The sequence below is a fragment of the Campylobacter sp. RM9333 genome, from assembly GCF_020137705.1.
GTDB lineage: Bacteria > Campylobacterota > Campylobacteria > Campylobacterales > Campylobacteraceae > Campylobacter_E.
Genome location: NZ_JACGAY010000018.1, coordinates 18,426 through 42,676, shown reverse-complemented (window position 1 = coordinate 42,676; position 24,251 = coordinate 18,426). Strand labels below are relative to the sequence as shown.

At 28.0% G+C, this 24,251-nt stretch carries 27 protein-coding genes; 21 read left to right on the top strand and 6 right to left on the bottom strand.

The genetic code is table 11. The features are described from left to right. Positions 1-101 precede the first annotated feature (101 nt). Positions 102-503 (top strand): putative quinol monooxygenase, encoded by a 402-nt coding sequence (locus AVBRAN9333_RS07080; protein WP_214150678.1) that lies wholly within the window; start codon positions 102-104, stop codon positions 501-503. 376 nt (positions 504-879) lie between these two features. On the opposite strand, the gene AVBRAN9333_RS07075 is transcribed toward AVBRAN9333_RS07080, so the two are convergent. Next, complete coding sequence (locus AVBRAN9333_RS07075) at positions 880-1,548, bottom strand: HAD family hydrolase (protein ID WP_239802928.1); 669 nt, start codon at positions 1,546-1,548, stop codon at positions 880-882. A gap of 111 nt (positions 1,549-1,659) precedes the next feature. Here AVBRAN9333_RS07075 and AVBRAN9333_RS07070 point away from each other — a divergent pair, with 111 nt between their 5' ends. From AVBRAN9333_RS07070 to hemH, 7 genes are read left to right on the top strand one after another with little or no spacing between them, the layout of a single operon-like run. Beyond that, positions 1,660-2,058: a MarR family winged helix-turn-helix transcriptional regulator gene (locus tag AVBRAN9333_RS07070; protein ID WP_214118266.1), complete on the top strand. Its 399-nt coding sequence runs from the start codon at positions 1,660-1,662 to the stop codon at positions 2,056-2,058. Between the two features lie 9 nt (positions 2,059-2,067). Continuing rightward, entirely contained in the window at positions 2,068-3,318 is a 1,251-nt protein-coding gene (locus AVBRAN9333_RS07065) for an MFS transporter (RefSeq protein ID WP_336609679.1), read from the top strand. A gap of 8 nt (positions 3,319-3,326) precedes the next feature. Further along, positions 3,327-4,070 carry a 3-oxoacyl-ACP reductase FabG gene (fabG, locus tag AVBRAN9333_RS07060; protein WP_336608804.1) on the top strand — a complete coding sequence of 248 codons (744 nt, stop codon included), beginning with the start codon at positions 3,327-3,329 and terminating at the stop codon, positions 4,068-4,070. A gap of 55 nt (positions 4,071-4,125) precedes the next feature. Continuing rightward, positions 4,126-4,359 (top strand): acyl carrier protein, encoded by a 234-nt coding sequence (gene acpP, locus AVBRAN9333_RS07055; RefSeq protein ID WP_214118272.1) that lies wholly within the window; start codon positions 4,126-4,128, stop codon positions 4,357-4,359. Between the two features lie 9 nt (positions 4,360-4,368). Beyond that, entirely contained in the window at positions 4,369-5,622 is a 1,254-nt protein-coding gene (locus AVBRAN9333_RS07050) for a beta-ketoacyl-ACP synthase II (RefSeq protein WP_214118274.1), read from the top strand. A gap of 5 nt (positions 5,623-5,627) precedes the next feature. Beyond that, entirely contained in the window at positions 5,628-6,563 is a 936-nt protein-coding gene (locus tag AVBRAN9333_RS07045; protein WP_214118277.1) for an acetyl-CoA carboxylase carboxyltransferase subunit alpha, read from the top strand. 42 nt (positions 6,564-6,605) lie between these two features. Next, positions 6,606-7,535 (top strand): ferrochelatase, encoded by a 930-nt coding sequence (hemH, locus tag AVBRAN9333_RS07040; RefSeq protein WP_336608803.1) that lies wholly within the window; start codon positions 6,606-6,608, stop codon positions 7,533-7,535. A gap of 1,316 nt (positions 7,536-8,851) precedes the next feature. Here the strand turns inward: hemH and AVBRAN9333_RS07035 are convergent. From AVBRAN9333_RS07035 to nrfH, 3 genes are all read right to left on the bottom strand, one after another. Beyond that, positions 8,852-9,394, bottom strand: coding sequence for a hypothetical protein (locus tag AVBRAN9333_RS07035; RefSeq protein WP_336609678.1), 543 nt, complete (start codon positions 9,392-9,394; stop codon positions 8,852-8,854). A gap of 184 nt (positions 9,395-9,578) precedes the next feature. Continuing rightward, positions 9,579-11,258 carry an ammonia-forming cytochrome c nitrite reductase subunit c552 gene (locus AVBRAN9333_RS07030; protein ID WP_214118283.1) on the bottom strand — a complete coding sequence of 560 codons (1,680 nt, stop codon included), beginning with the start codon at positions 11,256-11,258 and terminating at the stop codon, positions 9,579-9,581. A gap of 11 nt (positions 11,259-11,269) precedes the next feature. After that, positions 11,270-11,737, bottom strand: a complete 468-nt coding sequence (gene nrfH / locus AVBRAN9333_RS07025) for a cytochrome c nitrite reductase small subunit (RefSeq protein ID WP_214118286.1) — start codon at positions 11,735-11,737, stop codon at positions 11,270-11,272. 279 nt (positions 11,738-12,016) lie between these two features. Between nrfH and napA the strand changes: the two genes are divergently transcribed. The 10 genes from napA to AVBRAN9333_RS06975 all read left to right on the top strand — a co-directional run bounded on the left by napA (position 12,017) and on the right by AVBRAN9333_RS06975 (position 21,412). Further along, positions 12,017-14,788, top strand: a complete 2,772-nt coding sequence (gene napA, locus AVBRAN9333_RS07020; protein ID WP_214118288.1) for a periplasmic nitrate reductase subunit alpha — start codon at positions 12,017-12,019, stop codon at positions 14,786-14,788. Between the two features lie 5 nt (positions 14,789-14,793). Continuing rightward, positions 14,794-15,546 carry a ferredoxin-type protein NapG gene (gene napG / locus AVBRAN9333_RS07015; RefSeq protein WP_214118289.1) on the top strand — a complete coding sequence of 251 codons (753 nt, stop codon included), beginning with the start codon at positions 14,794-14,796 and terminating at the stop codon, positions 15,544-15,546. Further along, a complete protein-coding gene (gene napH, locus AVBRAN9333_RS07010; RefSeq protein ID WP_214118290.1) occupies positions 15,546-16,349 on the top strand; it encodes a quinol dehydrogenase ferredoxin subunit NapH in 804 nt (267 codons plus the stop codon). The genes napG and napH overlap by 1 nt, the downstream gene beginning before the upstream one ends. Then, positions 16,346-16,867, top strand: a complete 522-nt coding sequence (locus AVBRAN9333_RS07005; protein ID WP_214118292.1) for a nitrate reductase cytochrome c-type subunit — start codon at positions 16,346-16,348, stop codon at positions 16,865-16,867. Before napH ends, AVBRAN9333_RS07005 begins: the two co-directional genes overlap by 4 nt. Then, positions 16,864-17,691, top strand: coding sequence for a hypothetical protein (locus AVBRAN9333_RS07000; protein WP_214118300.1), 828 nt, complete (start codon positions 16,864-16,866; stop codon positions 17,689-17,691). Before AVBRAN9333_RS07005 ends, AVBRAN9333_RS07000 begins: the two co-directional genes overlap by 4 nt. Then, positions 17,691-18,002 carry a chaperone NapD gene (locus AVBRAN9333_RS06995; protein ID WP_214118302.1) on the top strand — a complete coding sequence of 104 codons (312 nt, stop codon included), beginning with the start codon at positions 17,691-17,693 and terminating at the stop codon, positions 18,000-18,002. The genes AVBRAN9333_RS07000 and AVBRAN9333_RS06995 overlap by 1 nt, the downstream gene beginning before the upstream one ends. 133 nt (positions 18,003-18,135) lie before the next feature. Beyond that, positions 18,136-20,220, top strand: a complete 2,085-nt coding sequence (locus AVBRAN9333_RS06990; protein ID WP_336609677.1) for a carbon starvation CstA family protein — start codon at positions 18,136-18,138, stop codon at positions 20,218-20,220. Continuing rightward, a complete protein-coding gene (locus AVBRAN9333_RS06985) occupies positions 20,201-20,359 on the top strand; it encodes a CstA-like transporter-associated (seleno)protein (protein ID WP_214118306.1) in 159 nt (52 codons plus the stop codon). The genes AVBRAN9333_RS06990 and AVBRAN9333_RS06985 overlap by 20 nt, the downstream gene beginning before the upstream one ends. A 180-nt stretch (positions 20,360-20,539) precedes the next feature. Next, entirely contained in the window at positions 20,540-20,917 is a 378-nt protein-coding gene (locus AVBRAN9333_RS06980; RefSeq protein WP_214118308.1) for an NINE protein, read from the top strand. 180 nt (positions 20,918-21,097) lie between these two features. Continuing rightward, positions 21,098-21,412, top strand: coding sequence for a hypothetical protein (locus AVBRAN9333_RS06975; RefSeq protein ID WP_214120420.1), 315 nt, complete (start codon positions 21,098-21,100; stop codon positions 21,410-21,412). Between the two features lie 182 nt (positions 21,413-21,594). Here AVBRAN9333_RS06975 and AVBRAN9333_RS06970 read toward each other — a convergent pair whose 3' ends face one another. Then, positions 21,595-22,203 (bottom strand): LysE/ArgO family amino acid transporter, encoded by a 609-nt coding sequence (locus tag AVBRAN9333_RS06970; RefSeq protein WP_336609676.1) that lies wholly within the window; start codon positions 22,201-22,203, stop codon positions 21,595-21,597. Between the two features lie 54 nt (positions 22,204-22,257). Here AVBRAN9333_RS06970 and AVBRAN9333_RS06965 point away from each other — a divergent pair, with 54 nt between their 5' ends. Genes AVBRAN9333_RS06965 through AVBRAN9333_RS06955 form a run of 3 tightly spaced genes read left to right on the top strand, consistent with a single transcriptional unit; the run spans position 22,258 to position 23,167 of the window. Beyond that, positions 22,258-22,779, top strand: a complete 522-nt coding sequence (locus AVBRAN9333_RS06965) for a thermonuclease family protein (protein ID WP_336609675.1) — start codon at positions 22,258-22,260, stop codon at positions 22,777-22,779. Positions 22,780-22,833: 54 nt separating this feature from the next. Next, the gene (locus AVBRAN9333_RS06960; protein ID WP_214118312.1) at positions 22,834-22,989 is read left to right on the top strand and encodes a CstA-like transporter-associated (seleno)protein; all 156 of its coding nucleotides are present in this window, start codon (positions 22,834-22,836) and stop codon (positions 22,987-22,989) included. Positions 22,990-23,035: 46 nt separating this feature from the next. Beyond that, on the top strand, positions 23,036-23,167 hold the full coding sequence (locus tag AVBRAN9333_RS06955) for a hypothetical protein (RefSeq protein ID WP_275591981.1): 132 nt from the start codon (positions 23,036-23,038) through the stop codon (positions 23,165-23,167). Between the two features lie 81 nt (positions 23,168-23,248). Here AVBRAN9333_RS06955 and AVBRAN9333_RS06950 read toward each other — a convergent pair whose 3' ends face one another. Next, complete coding sequence (locus AVBRAN9333_RS06950) at positions 23,249-24,169, bottom strand: bile acid:sodium symporter family protein (protein ID WP_214118314.1); 921 nt, start codon at positions 24,167-24,169, stop codon at positions 23,249-23,251. Positions 24,170-24,251 lie beyond the last annotated feature (82 nt).

Genomic DNA, 24,251 nt, shown 5'->3' with positions numbered 1-24,251 from the left:
ATGGGTGTTTTTAGTATTTAATGGATTAGTGGTTTATGGTGGGGGAATAGTTTATGTATTTATAGTATATTGTTTGGTTTAAAAAATTGAAAGGTTGAAAAATGAAAAAAATATTAGCTTTAATTTTATCGCTATTTGGATTATCTTCTAATATTTATGCTGATGATAATATTAATAATAAAATGTTGGTTAGAATTTCTGTTGTTGAAGTTTATCCAGAGTATCTTGATGAATACCTTGTTATTGCAAAAGAAGTTGCTGAAGCTTCAATTGAAAAAGAAAAGGGTGTAATATCTATTTATCCAATGATGCTTGTAAAAAATAATAATATAATTAATATTTTAGAAATTTATAAAGACCAAGAATCTTATAATAAACATATTAATTCCGAACATTTTCAAAAATATAAAAAAGGCACATTGCATATGGTAAAATCTCTTGAATTACTTGATTCTTATCAATTAAGTGATAAAAATTTTAAAGCAATTTTTAAAAGACAATAATTTCTATATGTTTTTTAATTAAAAGTATTAAATAGATTGTGTGTTTTATAGACAAGGAGTATAATAATTTATTTTAATATCAATTAATTTAATTAGTAATTATTATCTTAATTAATTATAGCAGTAATTTTTATAGTATTTTTAATGTATGTATGGATACTTAATTGCACTAAAATATATTATAAATATCAAAATATTATATATTATACAGATATAATAGTCCCTATTAAAAAATAGGTTTAATTAAGTGGTAATAATAAATATTTTATATAGTTAAAATTAAAATAAATATATTTATTAGTTTTTTAAATTCCATTCTAATTTATTGATATAAGTAAAACTAATTTTTTATTAAATTAGTTTTACTTTATAATATTTATTTTTTTAAAATATCTTGAACGCATTCAAGTGGGGTTGTAAATATTTTATCGCAACTTTGCTTGAGAGTATTTATATCTGTGTATTCAAATAAAGTTACATAAGCATTCACTCCAGCAGCTTTAGCAGCTTCTGTATCGTTTAAAGTATCTCCTATCATATAAATTTTACTAAAGTCAAATTCTTTTTTAAGTTCGTTAATTTCAAGCATTTCAGAGCCTTTTAAACGACTTAGTGCTTTATAAATTGGTTCTGGATTTGGTTTGCAGTATTTTACTTCATCACCACCCACAACTACGCTAAAATCATCTAAAATGTCAAAATCTTTTAAAATTTCTTTAGCAAAATAAACAGATTTTGTAGTTACTAATCCTACTTTAGCATTTTTACTAGCAAGTTTTACTGCTTCTTTTGCCCCATTTAAAAGACTAGTTCCGTCTTTATAATATATTTTATAATTTTGTCTATATAATTTAACTATATCAGCAACTTGCTCTTTTGGCACTCCTATTGTTTCAAACATTCCTTCAGTAGACATTCCAATTAATGTTTTTATATATTCATCACTTAAATTAAAATTATAACTTTCTAAGGCTTTTCTAAGACTAGTAATTATTGGCTGGGTAGAATCGATTAAAGTTCCATCTAAATCAAAAAATATAATCATTTGTATCCTTTTTTTATTTTAAGCTTAGCAAAATAAAGCTAATTTATTGACAATTTACAAATTTAATTATAAAATCTAATTTAATTGACTTTATCAACTATTAGGAATAACATGTTTTTTAAAAAAATTACCTATGCAAATAGAAAAATAATCAGTAAAGTAAATGAAATTTTAAAGCCATTTAATATTAATGCGACTGATTGGAGAGTGTTTTATTATCTTAGCTCAACAAAAAGTGCTAGTTTAAGTGAGATTTGTGAGTTTTATCAGATGGATAAGGCTATTGCGTCTAGGATTTGTAAGAAACTAGAAAAAGCAAATTATTTAGAAATTTCAAGCTCAAATGATAAAAGAGAAAAAATCATTTCACTTAGTTTAAAAGGCAAGGAATTGTTTTTTGATGCAAATATTTTAATTTCTAATTACGAAAAGCAAATTTGTGATGATTTAGATTATGCTGAATTTGGATTGTTTATTAATATGCTTGATAAAATCAATAAAAAATTATAAGGAGTTTTTATGGGATTATCCAAAAAGTATAATATTTGGAATAAGAATTTTATTTGTGTTTTTATTATTAATTTTGTTATTTGTTTAGTGTTTTTTATTACTACTATTGCTTCTACAGATTTTGCAAAAACTATATTACAATCTAGCACAGCAATAGCAGGTCTTGCTAATGGTATTTTTGTAATTGGAGCACTATTATCAAGACTTTATTTTGGCTCAATTATTGATAATATAAACATAAAAAAAGTTATGATTATTAGTTTAGTTTTGTATTTTATACCTAATTTATATTACTTGTTTTTATCAACTAATTTTGAATTAATATTATCAAGATTGCTTGCTGGTATGTGTTATGGTGCATGCTCTTGTGCTTGTGGTGCTGCAGTAGCTAGACTAGTGCCTAGCAATAAAAGAGGAATTGGTATAGGATATTATGCGGTTAGTGTTGTATTAAGCTCTGCTATTGGACCATTTTTAGCAGTATATTTAGTGGGTAAAAATAATTTTAATTTATGTTTTATAATTTCTTTAATTAGTATATTAATAGCATTAATTTCAAGTATAGTAATAAAAGTTAAAAGATTTAGAAAACATAAGATAAATCACGTTAAAAAATCTTTTTCAATTTTTAATTACATTGAAAAATCGGTTTTGGGTGTTGCTTATGTCGTATTTTGTATGGGTTTTGTTTATGGAGCAATTATTGCTTTTATAAGTTCTTATTCAAAAGAGCTTAATTTAATTGAAGCAGGTTCATTATTTTTTGTATTTTATGCTTGTATTAGTGTGTTTTCAAGACCAATTTCAGGTAAAGTATTTGATAAAATAGGTGCGGATTGTGTAATAGTTCCTTCTATTTTGTTTTATGTAGCAAGTTTAATAATTTTAGCTTATACAAACAATTCTTTAATGATGTATTTATCGGCTATTTTTTGTGCTTTAGGATATGGAAACGCTACTTCAAGTCTTCAATCACTTGCTATAAAATTATCTCCTAAAGAGAAAATGGGCTTAGCAAATTCAACATTTTTTATAGCTTTAGATGTTGGAATGGGTATTAGTCCTTATTTGTTAGGTTTGATTGAGCCTAGTTGCGGGCATTCTAGGATTTATGAAATATGTGCGGGGATAATTTTGTTTTCTTTAATATTGTATTATGCCTTTGTTATGAGAAAATCAAAAGATTTTAAAAAAGATTTAAAAGATTATGAAGATAATTTTTTAGAAAAAAATCACTCGGATATTATCATTAAAGACTAGGAGAAAATATGAAATTTAGTGGAACAAATGTATTAATTACAGGTGCATCTAAAGGCATTGGTGCTGAAATAGCTAGAGTTTTAGCGGGATTTGGTCTAAAAGTATGGATTAATTATCGTTCAAAACCTGAACTTGCAGAGAATTTAAAACAAGAAATTGAAAAAAATGGTGGTAAAGCAGCAATTATTTGTTTTGATGCAAGTTGTGAAAGTGATTTTACAAATGCTATTAAAACAATAATTGATTGCGATGGAGAATTAAGTTATTTAGTAAATAATGCAGGAATTACAAAAGACAAATTAGTTTTAAGAATGAGTGAAGCTGATTTTGATGATGTTATAAAGGCTAATTTAAATTCAACTTTTATAGGTTGTAAAGAAGCATTTAAAGTAATGAGTAAAAAGCGTTTTGGTAGTGTTGTAAATATTAGTTCAGTTGTTGGTGAGATGGGAAATGCAGGTCAAGTAAATTATTCTGCTAGTAAAGGTGGAGTTATTGCTATGACTAAGTCTTTTGCTAAAGAAGCAGCTAGTAGAGAAGTTCGTTATAACGCAATTACTCCAGGATTTATAGAAAGTGATATGACAGATGTATTAAGTGATGAAATTAAACAAACTTATTATAAAGCAATTCCACTTGCTAGATTTGGTAAACCTAGCGAAGTTGCAAATGCAGTTGCGTTTTTATTAAGTGATTATTCTAGTTATATTACAGGTGAGATTTTAAAAGTTAATGGCGGAATGTATGTGTAATTTATTTACACTTTTTTGTAAGAATACGAGTTTAATTTTATTTTAGGAGAAAAAAATGTCTATTTTTGAAGATGTTAAAAAAGTTATTGTAGAAGAATTAGGAGCTGATGAAGCTAGTATTACACCTGATGCTAAAATTATTGAAGATTTAGGTGCAGATTCACTTGATGTAGTTGAATTAATTATGGCTTTAGAAGAAAAATTTGATATTTCTATTCCTGATGAAGATGGTCAAAAAATCGCAACAGTTAATGATATAGTAAAATACATAGAAGCAAAAAAACAATAAGGATTTAAATTGAGAAGAGTAGTAGTAACTGGCATTGGAATGATAAATGCCCTTGGGCTTGATAAAGAAAGTTCGTTTAAGGCGATTTGTGATGGAAAAAGCGGTGTTGGAGAAATTACTCTTTTTGATACCAGTGATTTAAGTGTTAAAATTGCCGCAGAAGTTAAGGATTTCGATCCTTTAACAGTATTAAATGCAAAAGATGTTAAAAAAGCTGATAGATTTATTCAACTTGGATTACACGCTGCAAAAGAAGCTATAAGTGATGCTAATTTTAAAATGGTTGATGGCGTGATTAGTGAAGTTGATTTAGATGAATTTGGAGTAGTAAGTGCAGCAGGAATTGGTGGCTTACCTAATATTGAGAAAAATTCTAATGTATGTTTGCAAAAGGGCGCAAGCAGGATTTCGCCTTTTTTCATACCTTCAGCTCTAGTTAATATGCTAGGGGGAATGGCTTCAATTGATTATAAATTGAAAGGTCCAAATTTATCTTGTGTAACTGCTTGCGCAGCAGGAACTCACGCAATTGGCGAAGCTTATAAAACAATAGTTTGCAATCAAGCAAATAAAATGTTAGTAATTGGAGCTGAATCAGCTATTTGTGCAGTAGGTATAGGTGGATTTGCTTCAATGAAAGCTTTATCTACTAAAAATGATACTCCAGAAACAGCTAGTAGTCCATTTGACGCTAGTAGAGATGGCTTTGTTATGGGAGAAGGTGCAGCTGCTCTTGTTTTAGAAGATTATGAAGATGCTAAAAAAAGAGGTGCTAGAATATATGCTGAAGTTATAGGGTTTGGTGAAAGTGCAGATGCAAATCATATAACTTCTCCAGCTTTAGATGGTCCATTAAGAGCTATGAAAAAAGCTTTATGTATGGCAAAGGGATTTGATTGCTCTGCTAATAAAATTAAAATTGATTATATTAACGCACACGGAACATCAACTCCAGCTAATGATAAAAATGAAACAGCAGCAATGAAAGAATTGTTTAAAGATGATATGCCTTTAGTAAGTTCTACAAAAGGTCAAACAGGACATTGTTTAGGTGCTGCTGGTGCTATTGAAGCAGTAATTTGTCTAATGGCTATGAGAGATAGTATAGTTCCACCTACAATAAATTATAAAAACCCTGACCCTGATTGTGATTTAGATTATGTGCCTAATGTGGCTAGAAAGCATACAATTAAAACAGCTATGAGTAATTCGTTTGGTTTTGGCGGAACGAATGCTTCAGTGATTTTTAGAAAATTGGATTAATTAAGATGGCAGCTTATTTAGATTTTGAGAAAAATATTCAACAATTAGATGAAGATATTATTAATGCTAATATTAAAGGCGATATAGAAGCAGTTAAGATTTTAAAAAAGAATTTAGAAAAAGAATTAACAAAAACCTATAAAAACCTAAGTGATTTTCAAAAGCTACAGCTAGCAAGACATCCTGATAGACCATATTCTCTTGATTATGTGAGAATAATTTTAAAAAATGCCCATGAATTACATGGAGATAGAGCATTTAGAGATGACCCTGCTATAGTTTGTTTTGCTGGTTATATTGGCGAGCAAAAAGTAATGTTAATAGGCGAACAAAAAGGTCGTGGAACAAAATATAAATTACATAGAAATTTCGGTATGCCACATCCAGAGGGTTATCGTAAGGTTTTAAGATTTGCTAAAATGGCTGAAAAATTTAAAATACCTATTGTATTTTTAGTAGATACTCCAGGTGCTTATCCTGGAGTAGGAGCTGAAGAGCGTGGTCAAAGTGAGGCAATTGCTACAAATTTATATGAATTAAGCGCTTTAAAAACAATAATTATTTCTATAGTAATTGGAGAAGGCGGAAGTGGTGGAGCTTTAGCTTTAGGTGTAGCTGATAAATTAGCTATGCTTAAAAATTCAGTGTTTTCTGTAATATCTCCTGAAGGTTGTGCTGCTATATTATGGAATGACCCAAGTAAAAGTGAAGCTGCAACAAAGGCTATGAAAATAAGTGCTGATGATTTATATGAGCAAGGATTAATAGATGATATTATAGAAGAAGGCATTGCTCATAGAAACAAAGAGATTACTGCAAATAATATACAAAATTATGTTTTAGAAAAAATAGAAGAACTAAAACCATTAAATCTTGATGAATTGGTTGCAAAAAGAATGCAAAAAATTCTCAAATTGGGTTCTTTTAATGAAGACAAATAATATTTATCCAAGTATCTTACTTGGATAATTTTAGGTTTGTATATGAAATATGTTTTTTTACTCAATATGGGTGGTGTAAATCAAATTGATGAATGTGAAGTATTTTTAAAAAATATGTTTAATGACCCAAATATTTTGGGAATAAAATCAGATTTTTTAAGAAGTCTTGTAGCATTTATGATAAGAAAATTTCGTATTAAATCTATGAAAGAAAATTATAATAAAATAGGTGGTAAAAGTCCTTTAACTAAAATCCAAAAATCTCTTTGTGATAAATTAAATTCTTTGCAAAAAGATTTTCATTTTGATTTTATATCAACTTATGTTCCGCCTTTTGCTAAAGAAGTCTTAGCTAAATATGATTTTAAAGATAATGATGAAATAATACTATTTCCTTTATATCCACATCATTCTATAACCACTACTACATCATCTTTGCAAGATTTTTATAAAAATTTTGATAAAAAAATCAGTATAAAAGAAATACCTTATTTTTACCAAGATGAGCTTTATAATAATATTATTTTAAATGAGATACAAAAATATAAAAATATTGATTGCTTGATAATATCAGCACATTCTTTACCGATAAAAACTATAGAAAAGGGTGATATTTACGAAGAGCATATAAAAGAACATTTTGCTATATTAAAGGATAAATTGCAAAACGATTTTAAAGAAATTAAATTAGCTTATCAGTCAAAATTAGGACCTGTAAAATGGTTAGAACCTGCACTTAGTGATGAATTAGATAAATTAGGCAATAAAAGTGTTTTAATATATCCACTATCATTTTGTATTGATTGTTCTGAAACTATTTTAGAATTAGATATTGAATATAGACATCAGTATAAAGGTGATTATAATGTGTGTAAATGTCCAAATGATAGTGAAGATTTTGCTAAATATATCTTAAGCAAATTGGAATTTGCAAATACTAATTTAAATTATGAAAGTCAAAATAAAATTTAAGATTAAAATGATTTTTTCTAACTAATATAAATAACTTATCAAAAGAATTTCAATAATTTTACTTGTTTATAATTGGTATCTTATTTATTCTTTACAATTTATATTAAGTTTTGAAATTCTTATTTCAATTTTTTAGATTTTATGGTATTTATAGATATATTTATTTGGAGTATAAAATAGTAGTTTGGCTAAAATTAGATTTAAAAAATAAACTTTTATTTTAAATTCCATAGTTTTTAAGTTAATATATATTTTATTAAATTTTAAACTAATTTTAAAAATATAAAAGATTAGAGTTTTAAGTGTTTTTTATTAGCAAAGCAAATAAAATTATAATTAAAATTGTAAAAATAACATTAAAAAATGTAAGTAGTAAATATATATATCATATACAAAATGTGGCGAATTTTTAAAATACTTGATTGTAATATCGTTAAAGTTTTATAATGGAATTTAAAGAGCTTTTAAAGTATAAAAACTAATGCACGAAAAATATGTATAATCGTTATTAAATTTTACAAAATAGGTAAAATTAAATTAATCTTATTAAGTCCTTAAAATCATATTTTAATGATATTTTATGCAGTTTGAGTTTCGCAAAAATAATATTAAGTCAAGCTTAAGCAATATATTCCATAAAAATTCATCTAACTTTAGCGAGTAAAAAAATTCTTGGCTTTAAATATTTTTATCTATAATTTAAAGCTAATAGTAAGTTTTTATTATCACAATTTTAAAATGTTGCAATGGTTGAGAATGTGGATTTACAAGGCAAATATTTGCTTTGTAATTTTTTCTGTTTTCATTTAATAAATTTAAAAATTAATAGATTTTTTCTATTCAAAAACTTATTCTGATTTATTTTTACTTAGAAGGGGACGGATACAAACTTCATTTAGTTATTCTCGTATCCTTATTACATAATTAGTCATTATCTTTGTTTTAACATAATCTAGGTTTTTCTAACCTTTATACTTACTTATATTTATAAAAATCAAGGTAGGTTTCTTAACAGCAGTTTTTATATTCTAGTTGTTATTTCATTTATTTTGATGTTAAATATTATGGAATTTAAAATAAGAATTTGTATTTGAAATTTATAATTTAAATTTCATAATTTAATATGAAAAATTACTAATAAAAGCTATTTAAAATACTATTAATTGTGTATATTTTAAATTCTAATATTTTAGATTTTACAAATAAGTTTAGTTTTAAAATTTAGAATTTAAAATGAGAATTTGATTTTTAATACAGATTATATTTGTGCTACTTTTATTAGTTGTAATACCTTTAAAACTCTTAATAACTTAGATTTAAATTTTAAAGATTTTATCTACAATACTAAAAACATTATAAAATATTTTATCATCTATGATTGAAACTTTTTTATTAATACCCTTTGCGTTTAATAATTCTATTAATTTTTCTAAATCTTCTGGATTAAGCAATTCGGTGTTTATAATGCTGCTAAAGAATTTGTTTTTATAAGATAGATGCAAAATCTTGTGTGATGAAAATCTAGTTTTTAAATATTCGAAATAATATTCTTTTAAATTATCATAATATATCCTTGTTTTACTAAAAAGCCTAATGATTTCAAAATACTCATCATAACAGATAATTTTTCTTATCATAAGTGGAAAAAGCATAAAACGAAAATGGTGAGGAAGGGCAAATAAAACAAATAGCAATATCACTAAATAACCATCATTAAAATACAAAGAACAAGCAAAAATTAAAATGATAAACAAGCATACAATAACATTAGGAAATAATAAAAATAGTGATTTATATATAGAAAACAATAAGCTTTTTTTAAGATTTACTATCAGAATTATTTCTTTATCATTTTGCATAATATAAGCCTTTTTTTGATAATTTAAGATTACATTATTTTAGCAATTAAATTAGTTAGCTTTAACACTAATTAAAATATATTTAAACTAAATTCTTATTTTCAATTATATAATGTTTTAATTTTTATGCTATTAAAATTGGGCTTTAATTAATGAGTAAATTGCGAGAAAATCTCGCAATTTTTTATTTAAAGTTTAGATTTTTTACATCCTCATCAACTTTTTTCATAGTTTCTGTTGGTAGAGAACCTGTTGGTGGTTTGTGATCTAGCTTTAGAGGTGCTGCTGGAATTGTTGCTGTTTTTGTTAATTCAATTTTAATTCCATAAGGAGCTAACGCATTTGCTAACTCTGCTTGTCCTTCTCTAGCTACTTCTTTACATTGACCTATAATTCTCATAAATTCTTGTGGTGAGTGGAAGCCATAGCTATTTTCACTAAATGATACGTCCCATCTAATATGTGCTTTTCTATGAGCATATTGTGCTTTTTCTATAACTTTTGAAATAGCATCATCTCTTGCTTTATCTTCAAGATTTGCAAATTCAGGAAGTTTTGCTAATTCTTCACGAGCTGTTTTTATATCAGCAATTAATGCTAATAAGTTATTTTCACAACCTCTAAGCTCATAAGCGTGGCGATTTTGAATAAAGCTAATTCTATCTTTTAATACTTGTTCGCTTTGTGGATGGCAAGTTTTGCAAGCTGCATTTATATCAGCTAATGGAGATAGTATATTGTGATTAGTTACTTTGTTTGCTCCATCTCTTTTGTATGGCATATGACAATCTGCACAAGTTACACCACTTCTATAATGTAAAGAGCTTGAATACATTTCAGCTTCTGGGTGTTGCATTTTAATTATTTTTGTTTTTGTATCTTTTTGAATGTAATCATATGGGAATTCGCCATTTGCAAATTTTTCATCATAGTATTCATCAAAATTCTCTATTTTAAATGCTTCATCTTTTTTCCATTTTGTCCATGGGAATGTTAAAGTACTATCTTTACCTTCAAAATAATACTCAACATGGCATTGCATGCAAACATAATTTCTCATTTCTTTTCTACTAGCTTTGATACCACTTTTAGCGTCTGCTTCATAGCCTCTTAAAACCATAGCATTAACAAAAGCAGGGCGAGTTACACGAAGGCTCATATCATCTGGGTTATGACAATCCGCACAGGTTGATCCCATATGAGAGCCGTGAATTCCATCTCCGTATTTTTCTTCTACTTTTTTCATAACATCAAAATAAGGCATTTTATTCATATTTGTCCAAGCTTCTTTCATAGCTTCGCCTTTTTCACCAAATGCGTCAAAAAATCCCATTTTCTTTGCACCCATTACTTCAGTTTTACCTAGCATAAAACTTGGGCTTAATTTATCACTTTTATAAATAGCAGTTAAAAATCCAGTATGGCAATTTACACAAGCACCAGGCTGACCTTTAAATGCAGGTAATCCGTGAGCATTTAGATATTCTTTATTGTTTCTTTTTGTTTCCATTTGGTCAATTTGTGAGTAATAGTGAGTTCTTGGTTTAGAATAATCAACCGCAAAAGCATATCCATTCCAAAATGTTGTCGCAGCCGGCCAGCGAATAATCTTACTATAAGGTAAGCTTCCGCCAAATGGTGTTTCAATATACTCATCTTTCATTTGTAAATAACCATCTAATTGAGCTGGGAAATTTCTACCCCATTTTGCAAAATCTGGTTCTTCATCACTAATTTCAAAAGTTTTTAATGGTTGAGTTTTACTTTCACCTTTATGTTCTGCAATGTTTGTATTAAGTGCAAATAAGCCTGCACCACCTAAAGCAGCTACCACAATAGCCGCAACATAAACTGATTTTGACATATTTTCTCCTTTTAATTATGTAAATGACCTATTGTTCTATGACAGCTAAGGCAATCAAGTGGCTCGCTATTTAATTTTGTCGTTGCATTGATTGCATTATGTGCGTAGTCTTTATGACAAGTCGCACAATTGCGATTAACATCTTCGTGTGTCATTTCGGTAGGTTCTAAATTAGGTGGATTTCCTCCTACTGTAAAATAATAGCCGTGTTTTAATCCGTGATAAGCTTTTTTAGTCCAATAAGCTACCACATCACCTTGAGGTAAATGACAATCTACGCAACCTGCATTGCTTGAATGCTCACCTTTTGCCCAGCTATCATAAACATCTGTCATAATATGACATTTGCTACAGGCTTCAGGTTTAGAAGTCATCATTAAAAAGCCATCTGCTATTATAAAAGTATAAATTCCACCACCAATAAAAATCCCAATTACTATGCAAAGGGCTAATAAAAGTTTGTTTGTTGGTTTTTTCATTTATACACCTTGTGAAAATTTGAAACACTACTTTAATATAAAAAAGCTTAAAAATAATTGATGGTAATTAATATATTTTTTTAAATTTAATTTAATTTTTAAATATTTTATATTATTTTATGAATGTTTTTTCAATTTTTATTGAATTAAGAATTTTAAGTTAATTTAATGTTGATAATATTTATGTGCTTTACTTTAAAAAAAATATTAATCTTAATCAATAAGATTTTAAAGCAAATAATCTAATCTATTTTTACATTATTATTATAAGGAGAATAAATGCAAAGACGAGATTTTTTAAAGAGCACAGCAGTTGCAAGTGCAGCAGCTTGCATAAATCCTACTATTGCTTTAGCAAAAGACGAAACAAGTGAATGGACTTGGGATAAAGCAGTTTGTAGATTTTGTGGAACTGGCTGTGGTATTATGGTTGCTACTAAAAATGGCAAAATTGTAGCTACTAAGGGCGACCCTGAAGCACCTGTAAATCGTGGTTTAAATTGTATTAAAGGATATTTTAATGCAAAAATTATGTATGGAGAAGACAGACTTGTAACGCCTTTATTAAGAGTAAATGCTAAGGGTGAATTTGATAAGAACGGAAAATTTGCTCCAGTATCTTGGAAAAGAGCTTTTGATGAGATGGAAAAACATATGAAAAAAGCTTTAAAAGAACAAGGTGTAAATGGTATAGGAATGTTTGCAAGTGGTCAGCATACTATTCAAGAAGGATATGCTGCTTCAAAATTATTTAAAGCTGGTTTTAGAAGTAATAATATAGACCCAAATGCTAGACATTGTATGGCAAGTGCTGTTATTGGCTTTATGCAAACATTTGGTATTGATGAGCCTGCAGGTTGCTATGATGATATTGAACTTACTGATACTATTATTTGTTGGGGTTCAAATATGGCTGAAATGCACCCAATTTTATGGAGCCGTGTAAGTGATAGAAAATTAAGAGACCCTGAAAAAGTAAAAATTGTAAATCTTTCAACCTATACAACAAGAACTAGCGACATTGCTGATATGGAACTTATATTTACTCCAAGTTCTGATATTGCAATATGGAATTATATTGCTAGAGAAATTGTATATAACAATCCAAAAGCAATTGATTGGGAATTTGTAAAAAATCATTGTGTATTTACAACAGGATTTGCTGATATTGGATATGGAATGAGAAATAATCCAAATCATCCAAGCTTTAGCGAAGCTGAAAAAGATACCGTAGCTAAAGAAAATGCAATCACTTTAGATAAAGATGAAGCAATAGCATTAAGTCATTTAGGTGTAAAAGATGGCGAAAAATTTGAAATGAAACATCAAGCTCAAGCAGCACTTAACTGGCAAATTCAATTTGAAGATTTCAAAAAAGCACTTGAACCTTATACATTAGATTATGTTGCAAGCGTAGCTAAAGGAAATCCTGATGAAGATATAGAAGAATTTAAGAAAAAATTAAAAGCATTAGCTGATTTATATATTGAAAAAAGCAGAAAGGTAGTAAGCTTTTGGACTATGGGCTTTAACCAACATACTCGTGGTAGTTGGGTAAATGAACTTGCATACACTGTGCATTTATTAGTAGGAAAACAAGCAAAACCAGGTGATGGAGCATTCTCTTTAACAGGTCAGCCAAGTGCTTGTGGAACAGCAAGAGAAGTTGGAACTTTTGCACACCGCTTACCTGCTGATTGGGTTGTAGCAAATCCTAAACATAGAGCTAAAAGTGAAGAACTTTGGAAAGTTCCTGAAGGAACAATTAATGGTGTTCAAGGAAATCACTTTATGCAAATGATGAGAAATCTTGAAGATGGAAAACAAAAATTTGCATGGGTTATGGTAAATAATCCTTGGCAAAATACTGCAAATGCAAATCACTGGATAAAAGCTGCTAGAGAAAAAGATAATTTTATAGTAGTAAGTGATTGCTATCCTGGAATTAGTGCAAAAGTTGCGGATTTAATTTTACCTACAGCTATGATTTATGAAAAATGGGGAGCTTACGGAAACGCAGAAAGAAGAACTCAACATTGGAGACAACAAGTATTGCCAGTTGGCGAAGCTATGAGTGATTTATGGCAATTATTAGAGCTTAGCAAACGCTTTAAATTAAGCGAAGTTTGGAATGAAGTAAAAATTGATGAAAAGACAACATTACCAAGCGTATTAGAAAAAGCTAAAGAAATGGGATATAAAGAAGATGATACTTTATACGATGTTTTATTTGCTAATAAAGAATGTAAAGAAATTTCATTAGATGATAGTGAAAGCTTAAAAGATTGGTTAAATAGCGAAGTTAAAGGCGATAGTAGAAATGTAAAAGGTAGTGATGGCAATGTATTTAAAGGCTATAATTTCTTTATTCAAAAATATTTATGGGAAGAATATAGAAAATTCGGAGCTGGTCACGGACACGATTTAGCTAGTTTTGAAACTTATCATAAGGTAAGGGGCTTAAGATGGCCTGTTGTTGATGGTAAAGAAACTCAATGGAGATTTAATACAAAATACGATGTATATGCTAAAAAAGCAAATCCTGAAGGTGATTTTGCATTCTATGGGGATTTTGATAAATCAATTAAAAGTGGTGATTTAGTAAAACCAACAAGCGAAGAAGCAACAGCAATTACAAATAAAGCTAAGATTTTCTTTAGACCATTTATGAAAGCACCTGAAAGACCATCTGAAGAATATCCATTCTGGTTATGCACTGGTAGGGTTTTAGAGCATTGGCATAGTGGAACAATGACAATGAGAGTTCCTGAATTATTCCGTGCAGTTCCTGAAGCTATGTGCTATATTCATCCAGAAGATGCTAAAGCTTTAGGAGTTGAGCAAAGAGAATTAGTATGGATAGAATCTCGCCGTGGAAAAGTTAAAGCTCGTATTGATATGCGTGGAAGAAATAAACCACCAAGAGGTCTTGTTTATGTTCCTTGGTTTGATGAGAATGTTTATATTAATAAAGTTACATTAGATGCAACTTGTCCAATTTCAAAACAAACTGATTTTAAAAAGTGTGCAGTAAAAATAACTAAGGCGTAATATTTATGAGAAGGCAATTTTTTACAAATACTATAAAGATTTTAGCAGTTGGTGTTGGAACTTTTAGCATATTCAAACTAAACGATACACCAAAAAGTGAAAGCAAAATTGAACTTAAAAAGAGTTTTTTTCTACGCCCACCAGGAGTTGTTAGTGAAAAACATTTTTTGGCTAATTGCATTCGTTGTGCTAAATGTGTAAAAGCTTGCCCTTATAATACTTTAAGTTTAGCTAAGATAGGGGAATTTGCTAGTTTAGGAACTCCTAAATTTAGTGCAAATGAAATTCCTTGCTATTTATGCGATGATTTGCCTTGTATTAAGGCTTGTCCGACAGATGCGCTAGATAAAAGTATTAATAAAATTTCTTTAGTAAATATTGGTCGTGCAATAGTAGATGAAAGCTCTTGTGTAGCTCATTTTGGAATTCAATGTGATGCTTGCTATAGGGCGTGTCCTTTTATAGATAAAGCTTTAAAGCTTGAATATAAAAGAAATGAGCGAACTAAAAAACATGCAATGTTAGTGCCTAAGGTTGATTATGATTATTGTGTGGGTTGTGGTTTATGCGAAAAAGTTTGTATTACTAAAAAGCCAGCTATTGTTATTTTGCCTACTAGTTTTATATTGGGTGAGAGAAATGATAATTATGTTAAAGGCTGGGTTAGTGGTGATGATGAAAGATTAAAACACATAGATACTAGCAAAAAACACGATGAGAAAAAAGCTATAAATTACCTAAATGATGGAGAATTTTAATGAAGATATTAAAAAATAAATATTTGATTTTAAGAAGATTTATCCAATTAGGACTTTTAGCTTTATTTATATTACCTAGTGCTGATTTTATTTTAAAAGGAAATCTTAGCTCTTCGCTATTATTTAATAGTATTAGCTTAAGCGACCCTTTTGCGTATTTGCAAATATTTTTAGCAACTTTTACTCTTAATGTGGGATTATTTATATCTGCATTTTTAGTTTTTATTATTTATGCTTTGTTTTTAGGTCGTGCATTTTGTTCTTTTGTTTGTCCTGTTAATTTGATTACAAATTTAGCAGATTTTATCAAGCAAAACACAAGTTTTAAAAGCTCTAAGCTGACTAATTTTAAACAAAACACTAGATATTTTATATTATTTAGTATTTTGATTTTGTGTTTGATAGCAAATGAGCCAGTATTTGAAAAGTATTCTCATATAGGAATAATTACTAGGGGAATAATTTTTATGCAAACTTCGGCTATATTTGTTGCAATTATTATATTTTTACTTGATTTATTTGTGCAAAGGAATTTAGTTTGTTCGCATCTTTGTCCATTAGGTGCTTTTTATAGTTTAATTTCAAAATTTGCTATGTTAAAAGTAAGTTATGATTTAAATAAATGCACTAAATGTATGAAATGCAAAATGATTTGTCCAGAAGCTCAAGTATTATCACTTATTACAAAATATAGTGGTAATGTTAGCAATAGTGAGTGCATTAAGTGTGCTAGATGTATTGAAGTATGCGATGATGATGCACTTAATTTTAATTTAATTAATTTTTTGAAAGGAAAAAAATGAAAAAAATATTTTTAAGTTTAGCTGCTAGTAGTTTGTTGATTGCTGCTAGTGTGAGTGATACTGAAATTGGTTTAAGAAAACATTCACTAAACGATGAAACAAAATTAGAAATCAAGAATTTTACATACTCTGAAAAAGAAGCTGGAGAAGCAGAGCGTTTTGAAAGAGCTTATTTAAATGCTCCACCACAAATTCCACACAATGTAGAAGATTTTTTACCAATTACTCAAGATAATAATATGTGTCTTAGCTGTCATGATTTAGGTGCTGATAATGAGCGTGTAAAGCTTAGTATTGAAGAAGCAACTCCTATGCCAGCAAGCCATTATTATGATTTAAGAAATGAGAAAAAACTTGATTCTATATCTCAAGCAAGATATAACTGCGTTCAATGCCACGCACCACAAGCAAATATTGATAGTGGAATCAAAAACACATTTAAGCCTGATTTTAGAAATGATGAATTAGGCAAACATCGTTCAAATTTACTTGATGTAATAAATGAAGGATTAAAGTGAAAAAATTGCTATTATTTATAGCTAGTTTAGGTTTAGCAAGTGAGCTAAACCTAAATGAATTAGAATATTTAGAATATGATTGTTATATAAACTATATTAATAATGAATTTGTGGCGTGTGGCAATGATATTTATAAAAATAATGATAAGGTTTTAAGCCTTGATGATAATATTATTTTTATTGATGATTACGATAGTAGCATTTTAGCAATTAGTTCAAAAGATGGATTAAAGACTTTAAACATTTATAAAGATAATAAATTATTGAAATTTAAAATCTCAAGCGATATTAATAAGGCATTTTTATACAAAGATAAAATAATTCTTACTTCTTTAGGAAGCGAACTAATCATAAGAGATTTATCATTTAACTTAATAAAAAAAGTTCATTTTTCAAATGCAAGCATAAATGCTGCAAGTATTAATAAAGAAAAGGCAAAAATTGCTTTAGGATTTGAAAGTGGAAAAATAGTTGTTTATGATTTAAATTCTAATGATTTTATAAGCAAGGAAGTTCATAAAGATAATATTTATAATGTAGATTATAAAAAAGATAATATTATTTCTTGCTCAACTGATAGAAAAGTTATAATTAATGATGATAAATTAAATGAAATTACTAATATAGAAAGTGATAATTTAGTTTATAATTGCGCTTTAAGTGATAATTTAAACTTTGCTTATTCTTGCGATTTAGAAAATAATATTTGTATAGGTAAGGATAAAATAAATATAGGTAATTTATATCTTAATTCAATATTATTTGATAAAAATACATTAAAGCTCAATGCTTATTCAAAAATTTTATACAAAAAGGATTTTTAATGATTTCATCTTTAGTAGTTATTGCAAATGAAGAATTTGAAAACGAAATAAAAAATATAAAAGATGCCAACATAGAACAAGTAATTGATAAAAAGTTTATCGTTTTAATTGAAGCTAGTGATTTTGACAATACTTTAGCAACTTTTAATGCCATTAAGCGATTAGATAGTGTTATAGATGTTAATATGGCTTTTAGTGAAGCTAGTGAATTTGATTTAGAAATTAACGCTCAAAAAATAGCAGATAAAGTAAATGCTTTAGGCAATGCAGAGAATATTGAGTATTATGGAAACATTTATAATAAATATTAATAATTTAACTCGTAATTTTTTTATATTTTTATCTTTTAATATAAAATTCTTATAAGTATTATAATTTTAGATTATAATACTTACTCACATTTTTAATTAGATTAAAAAATTAATTTATTTTTAAGGAGAAGCTATGAATAAGCTTTTATGGATAGTTGTTGCTATTCTTGGAGCATTTTGTATGGGCGTTATTGCTTTAAATAATGGCGAAACAATAAATGCTGCTTGGATAGTTGTAGCTGCTGTTTGTATTTATACAATCGGCTATAGATTTTATGCTTTGTTTATAGAAACTAAGCTTTGCGGCGTTGATGCTACTAAGATTACTCCTGCTGTAGCACTTAACGATGGAAAAGACTTTGTTCCTACAAACAAATATGTTTTATTTGGCCATCACTTTGCTGCAATTGCAGGTGCAGGACCACTTGTTGGACCAATCCTAGCAGCTCAAATGGGATATTTGCCTAGTGTATTATGGATATTAATTGGTGGCGTTTTAGTTGGTAGCGTGCATGATTTTGTTGTGCTTTTTGTATCAAGCAGACGCGGTGGAAAAAGTCTTGGCGAAATGATTAAAGACGAGATGGGGAATTTCGTTGGTGTTGTTTCTATGATAGGAATTTTTCTTATTATGTTAATTATCATTGCTATTTTAGCTATGGTTGTTGTAAAAGCTTTAGCACATTCTCCTTGGGGGACATTTACAATAGCTTCAACAATTCCTATTGCTATTTTTATGGGAATTTATATGAGATTTATTCGCCCAGGTGCAGTCGGAGAAGCTAGTATAATTGGCTTTGTTTTACTTATGATAGCTTTATATTTAGGAAAAGTTGTATCAAACGACCCTGATTTAGCAAGACATTTTGATTTTAGCGTTCTTGAACTTAGCTTTATAATGATGGGCTATGGAATGATAGCTGCGATTTTACCAGTTTGGTTTTTACTTGCACCAAGAGATTATCTTTCAACATTTTTAAAAATTGGTGTAATTTTGATAATGGCTATTTGTGTTGTTTTAGTTTCTCCTGAAATTAAAATGGCAAAAGTTACACATTTTATAGATGGCACAGGCCCTGTTTTTGCAGGTGGATTATTTCCATTTTTATTCATAAATATTGCTTGTGGGGCGATTTCAGGCTTTCACGCATTAATTTCTAGTGGAACAAGTCCAAAAATGCTAGAAAATGAAACACAAGCAAAAATGGTAGGCTATGGTTCAATGCTAATGGAGAGTGCGGTTGCTATTATGGCTTTAATTGCTGCTTGCATACTTCAACCTGGAGTATATTTTGCAATAAATTCAGCACCAGCAATTATAGGCACGACACTTGAGAGTGCGAGTGCAGCTATTAGTGCTTGGGGATTTAGCGTAACTCCTGCTGATATTCAAACACTTGCTAATGATATAGGTGAGAGCACTATATTAAGTAGAACAGGTGGAGCACCTACATTTGCAATAGGCTTATCATTAATTATTCACGAGCTAATCGGTGGAAAGGAAATGATGGCATTTTGGTATCACTTCGCTATTTTATTTGAAGCATTATTTATCTTAACAGCGGTTGATGCGGGAACTAGAACTTGTAGGTTTATGGTTCAAGATATGTTAGGAAATGTTTATAAGCCACTTGCAAACACAAGTAATTTAGGAGCAAATATATTCGCTACTTTAATTTGTGTTGCTGGATGGGGCTGGTTCTTATATGGTGGTGCGATTGACCCACTTGGCGGAATTTATTCACTTTGGTCGCTTTTTGGCGTATCAAATCAACTTTTAGCAGTAGTTGCTATGTTTTTATGTGGCTCTGTATTTATTAAAATGGGAAAAAGAAAGTATATCTTAGCTATTGTTTTACCTGCGCTTTTTGTAATCTCAACTACATTTACAGCAGGTATTGCAAAGGTATTACCACAAAGTGAAAGCAAAATCACAAACTCAATTTCTCACGTAGCAACAGCTCAAATTAATTTTGCTAAAGCTGATGAATTATTAGTAAAAATTAATGCAGGAGATAATAGTGAAGCGACTTTAAAAGAATTTAATAAAGCTAAACAAGTGGCACATTCTAATGTAGTAAATGCTATTTTAACGATTTTCTTCTTATTAGTTACCATAATAGTTGGAATTAAATTCGTTCTAATTTGGAAAGAAAGTTATTCTAATAGGTTTAGCATTCCACTTAAAGAAGTGGTTTATGAAAAAGCAGCTTCGTGAGTTTTTTTACGCAATGCTTGGAGCACCTGATTATGAAAAATATTTAGAGCATTTTAAGAAAATGCACCCTGATAAAACTCCTTTAACTAAAAAGGAGTTTTTCATAGAACAAACAAGCAAGCGTAAAACAAAATGCTGATAAAGATAAGTAGCTAGTTAGCTAATACAAATTATCTTTATTAGCAAATATTTTTTATCTTTTTTTTATAATTTTATTTTTAAAAATCTTGAATAATTATTAAATAATTTTAATCCATTAACTTCTTGTTAGCGGGGGGGGGTATTACAATAGCTCTTTTATTTAATCAAAGGAGTCATTATGGACAAAAGTTCTTATTTAATGTTGCTTGATAATAAAATATCAAGCGAGCAAAAGTTTATGCTAAGCAATAAACTTGACAGCTTAAGTGAAGAGAAATTCAAAAATCTTTCTTGTATTAATTACAAACACCCTATATTGGCAATGAATTTAGGGTTTTTCTTCGGGATATTAGGTATTGATAGGTTTTATCAAGGTAATAGGTCTTTAGGTTTTTTAAAATTAGGAATATTTTTAATAGGCTTAATTAGTGTATTTCTTTTTATAGGGATATTTATTTTATGGGCTTTATATATTTATGTTTTAATAGATATTTATTTTGTATATAAAGCAATTCAACAAAGTAATTATCAAAAAATTTTACAAGCTATAGGCTAAGTAATAATTGGTTTTCAATACCAAATAACGGCAAAATTAGTGCAAAAGATAATAGCAAAGAACAGAATTATTAAAAGCTAAATAATTTGTAAGATTAAATATTGCAAAGTTATTTTGCCTATATTTTGCCTTTAATCCATTTTAAAATTAAAAATAAAGAAAATAAAATTAAAGGAAAAAATGAAAAAAAAGAAAAATATCGGTATTGGTGTTATTGTAGGTTTAATAGCTGCTAGTTTATTTAGCACTAAGGTATTTGCTTTTATGTTGTATTTAAAGAATCCTAATAATCCTTATAACTCGTTGAAAAATATTGAAGCAACAATTAACTTAGTAAAAAGTGTAGGGGAATTTGATAAATTTATATCGCAAGAGCGTTTGGCATTAGAACTATATGCTTCTTATGGTTTAACTTTTATCTTAGGATTTGTAATAGCGTTAATAGCATTATACTTTGTGCAAAAAGCTAAGAATAAAAATAAAACACAAAACTGATTTAATATTTTTATCTTAAAGTTATAAAAACATTAAGCTCTGTTATTTTTATAACAAAGCTTAATGTATAAATAAAAATTAAAATTCTAAGATTAGACTAGTGTTTTAAATACTAGAATTTAAAATCATCAAGAAGTTAAAATTAGAAAGCGTAAAATAATAACGAAAAAGCTATTTTACGGCTAATTGATTAAAATTTTTAATAAATCATAAGCTATATAAATCATTATTAGGCTAGTTAATATTTCTATAAAAAAATATATTTTTTTATTTAAAAGTATTTTACTAATTTTACTAACTCCTAATCCTAAAGAAAAAAACCACAAAAAAGAAGCACATACACCACCTAAGAAAAATAATATCCTTTCATTTTGTTGAATATTTATAGCGTTTGCTCCAACTAAAAATATGGTATCTAAATAAACATGTGGGTTTAGTAAAGTAATTGCTAAGGTTAAAATTATTGCTTTTTTTACACTTAATTTTTCATTATCATTTTGAAAATCACAATTAGTGTTCATAAAGGCTGATTTTAGTGAAATCATCGCATAAGTGATTAAAAATAATATACCTAAAATTGTAACTATTAAACTCATTGTTTCATTTTTTAATAATACTTTACCAACTCCAAATACTCCACAAGCAAGTAAAATAGCATCGCAAATAAAACAAATACTGCATATTAAAATTATATGATTTTTTAATATTGCTTGTTTTATTACAAACATATTTTGAGCTCCGATAGCAACAATTAATGATAATATTAATATAAAACCTTTTATAAAAACCATTGTAAAATCCTTTTAAAAATAATATTATATAAAAAAATAATTTTAAGGATTAATATGAAAAAACCAACAAAAGCACAAATGCAATTAATTAAAAAATTACCATTTAAATATCAAATAATTGCTTTAATTGTTTTTTTAGTAGTTGCAAATTTTTCTTATTTTACTTCTTTTACTAAAGAGTATTTACTAGAAAAAGTAAGTGATGGAGATACTATAGTTTTGCTTAGCAAAGGAGAAAAAATCAAAGTGAGATTTTATGGCATAGATGCACCAGAAAGCGCTCAAGAATACGGGCAATTTTGTAAAAATATGCTAAGTGATTTTCTTAAAAATAAAGATATTAAGTTAGAGATTAAAGACAAAGATAAATATGGACGGGTTGTAGGCATTGTCTATGCTAATGGCGAAGATATAAATAAAGCAATGGTAAGAAATGGTTGTGCGTGGTCGTATCAAAACTATACGAAAAAATATTTAGATGATGAAAAATACGCAAGAGCCAATAAATTAGGATTATGGCAAGGTAAAAATCCACAAAATCCAAGAGAATTTAGATTAGAGCATAAAAGAGATTGATTAGCAAATCTTTTATGTTATCTTTAGATTTTATTTTAACTTAAGGAGAAAGCTATGGGATTTTTTGATAAACTCAAAGCAGCTTGTGGTATTCCTGATTATGAAGCTTATTTAAGAGAACATAAGGAAAAATACCCAAATGAAGAGCCTTTAAGCAAAGAAGAATTTTTAAAGCGTGAGAAAGAGCGTTTAAATTCTAATTGTGCTTGAGGTTAATTAAGAAGCAAGTTTGCTTATACAAGATTAAGGACAAGCAATGTTTAAAAAGCTTAAAGCATTTTTTAAAACAAAAACTCAAAGCTATGAAAAATACTTAGCTGAATGTGAAAAAACAGGCGAAAAGCCAAAAAGTGAAGAAGAATTTAAAACGATTAAAAAAAGTTGTTGATTATTTAAAAGAAGCTAGTTTAGTTTTACAAATTAATTTAAAATAATTCCTATTTTAAAATTAAAATAGGAATTATAAATATTAAAATCTTCTAAAAATTGTTGCTAAAATCCCACCTGAAATATTGTGCCACACGCTAAATAAAGCAGCCACAACAGCAGCTAAAGGATAAGCAGCAAAATGAGTAGTTGCTAGTGAAGCAGCTAAGCCTGAGTTTTGCATTCCTACTTCTATTGCTAGAGTTTTTTGTTTTGCTAATTCTAATTTAAAGATTTTTCCCGCAAAAAAGCCTAAAAGATAGCCTAAGACATTATGAAGCATTACAACTACTAAAATAATGCCTAAATTATCTAAGATTTTTGTTGCATTTGCACCAACTACGCTCATTACTATAGCTACAATTCCAAAGGTTGAAATAAGTGGCAAAGTATCTTGTAATTTTTCAGTAATTTTAGGTAAAAACTTATGAGCTAAAACACCTAATAAAATAGGAATAATTATTACTTGAATAATGCTAACAAACATTGAAATAGCGTTAATATCAATGCTTTTTCCAACTAATAAATAAGTAATAAATGGAGTAATTATCGGAGCTAAAATCGTAGTGCAGCTTGTAATACTAACTGATAAAGCAACATCAGCTTTTGCTAGGTAGCTAATCACATTTGAGCTAGTGCCACCAGGACAAGCACCAACTAAAGCAACACCTATTGCTAAAGCACTATCAAGTTTGAAAACAAAAATCAAAACAAAAGCTATAAAAGGCATTATTATAAATTGTGCAAAAATACCTATAATCACATCTTTAGGTCTTAAAAATAATTCCTTAAAATCACTAGCTCTAACGCTAAGCCCCATTCCAAACATAATAATTCCAAGCAAATAATTAACATAACTTGTCTTAATAATATTAGAAATACTTGGATAAAACAAAGCAAAAGCAGTGCAAACTAAAACCAAAATAGCTAAATTTTTTGAAATAAAATCGCTAATTTTTTTCATAAAATCTCCTTTAAAAAACACGAAATTTATTAAATTAAACTTTAAAGTAAATTAAAAATGAAAATTAGTTTTTTATTAGTTT

Coding starts and splice junctions, on each gene's coding strand:
- AVBRAN9333_RS07080 (WP_214150678.1), top strand. CDS start 102: ATGAAAAAAATATTAGCTTTAATTTTATCGCTATTTGGATTATCTTCT.
- AVBRAN9333_RS07075 (WP_239802928.1), bottom strand. CDS start 1,548: ATGATTATATTTTTTGATTTAGATGGAACTTTAATCGATTCTACCCAG.
- AVBRAN9333_RS07070 (WP_214118266.1), top strand. CDS start 1,660: ATGTTTTTTAAAAAAATTACCTATGCAAATAGAAAAATAATCAGTAAA.
- AVBRAN9333_RS07065 (WP_336609679.1), top strand. CDS start 2,068: ATGGGATTATCCAAAAAGTATAATATTTGGAATAAGAATTTTATTTGT.
- fabG (WP_336608804.1), top strand. CDS start 3,327: ATGAAATTTAGTGGAACAAATGTATTAATTACAGGTGCATCTAAAGGC.
- acpP (WP_214118272.1), top strand. CDS start 4,126: ATGTCTATTTTTGAAGATGTTAAAAAAGTTATTGTAGAAGAATTAGGA.
- AVBRAN9333_RS07045 (WP_214118277.1), top strand. CDS start 5,628: ATGGCAGCTTATTTAGATTTTGAGAAAAATATTCAACAATTAGATGAA.
- hemH (WP_336608803.1), top strand. CDS start 6,606: ATGAAATATGTTTTTTTACTCAATATGGGTGGTGTAAATCAAATTGAT.
- AVBRAN9333_RS07035 (WP_336609678.1), bottom strand. CDS start 9,394: ATGCAAAATGATAAAGAAATAATTCTGATAGTAAATCTTAAAAAAAGC.
- AVBRAN9333_RS07030 (WP_214118283.1), bottom strand. CDS start 11,258: ATGTCAAAATCAGTTTATGTTGCGGCTATTGTGGTAGCTGCTTTAGGT.
- nrfH (WP_214118286.1), bottom strand. CDS start 11,737: ATGAAAAAACCAACAAACAAACTTTTATTAGCCCTTTGCATAGTAATT.
- napA (WP_214118288.1), top strand. CDS start 12,017: ATGCAAAGACGAGATTTTTTAAAGAGCACAGCAGTTGCAAGTGCAGCA.
- napG (WP_214118289.1), top strand. CDS start 14,794: ATGAGAAGGCAATTTTTTACAAATACTATAAAGATTTTAGCAGTTGGT.
- napH (WP_214118290.1), top strand. CDS start 15,546: ATGAAGATATTAAAAAATAAATATTTGATTTTAAGAAGATTTATCCAA.
- AVBRAN9333_RS07005 (WP_214118292.1), top strand. CDS start 16,346: ATGAAAAAAATATTTTTAAGTTTAGCTGCTAGTAGTTTGTTGATTGCT.
- AVBRAN9333_RS06995 (WP_214118302.1), top strand. CDS start 17,691: ATGATTTCATCTTTAGTAGTTATTGCAAATGAAGAATTTGAAAACGAA.
- AVBRAN9333_RS06990 (WP_336609677.1), top strand. CDS start 18,136: ATGAATAAGCTTTTATGGATAGTTGTTGCTATTCTTGGAGCATTTTGT.
- AVBRAN9333_RS06985 (WP_214118306.1), top strand. CDS start 20,201: ATGAAAAAGCAGCTTCGTGAGTTTTTTTACGCAATGCTTGGAGCACCT.
- AVBRAN9333_RS06980 (WP_214118308.1), top strand. CDS start 20,540: ATGGACAAAAGTTCTTATTTAATGTTGCTTGATAATAAAATATCAAGC.
- AVBRAN9333_RS06975 (WP_214120420.1), top strand. CDS start 21,098: ATGAAAAAAAAGAAAAATATCGGTATTGGTGTTATTGTAGGTTTAATA.
- AVBRAN9333_RS06970 (WP_336609676.1), bottom strand. CDS start 22,203: ATGGTTTTTATAAAAGGTTTTATATTAATATTATCATTAATTGTTGCT.
- AVBRAN9333_RS06965 (WP_336609675.1), top strand. CDS start 22,258: ATGAAAAAACCAACAAAAGCACAAATGCAATTAATTAAAAAATTACCA.
- AVBRAN9333_RS06960 (WP_214118312.1), top strand. CDS start 22,834: ATGGGATTTTTTGATAAACTCAAAGCAGCTTGTGGTATTCCTGATTAT.
- AVBRAN9333_RS06955 (WP_275591981.1), top strand. CDS start 23,036: ATGTTTAAAAAGCTTAAAGCATTTTTTAAAACAAAAACTCAAAGCTAT.
- AVBRAN9333_RS06950 (WP_214118314.1), bottom strand. CDS start 24,169: ATGAAAAAAATTAGCGATTTTATTTCAAAAAATTTAGCTATTTTGGTT.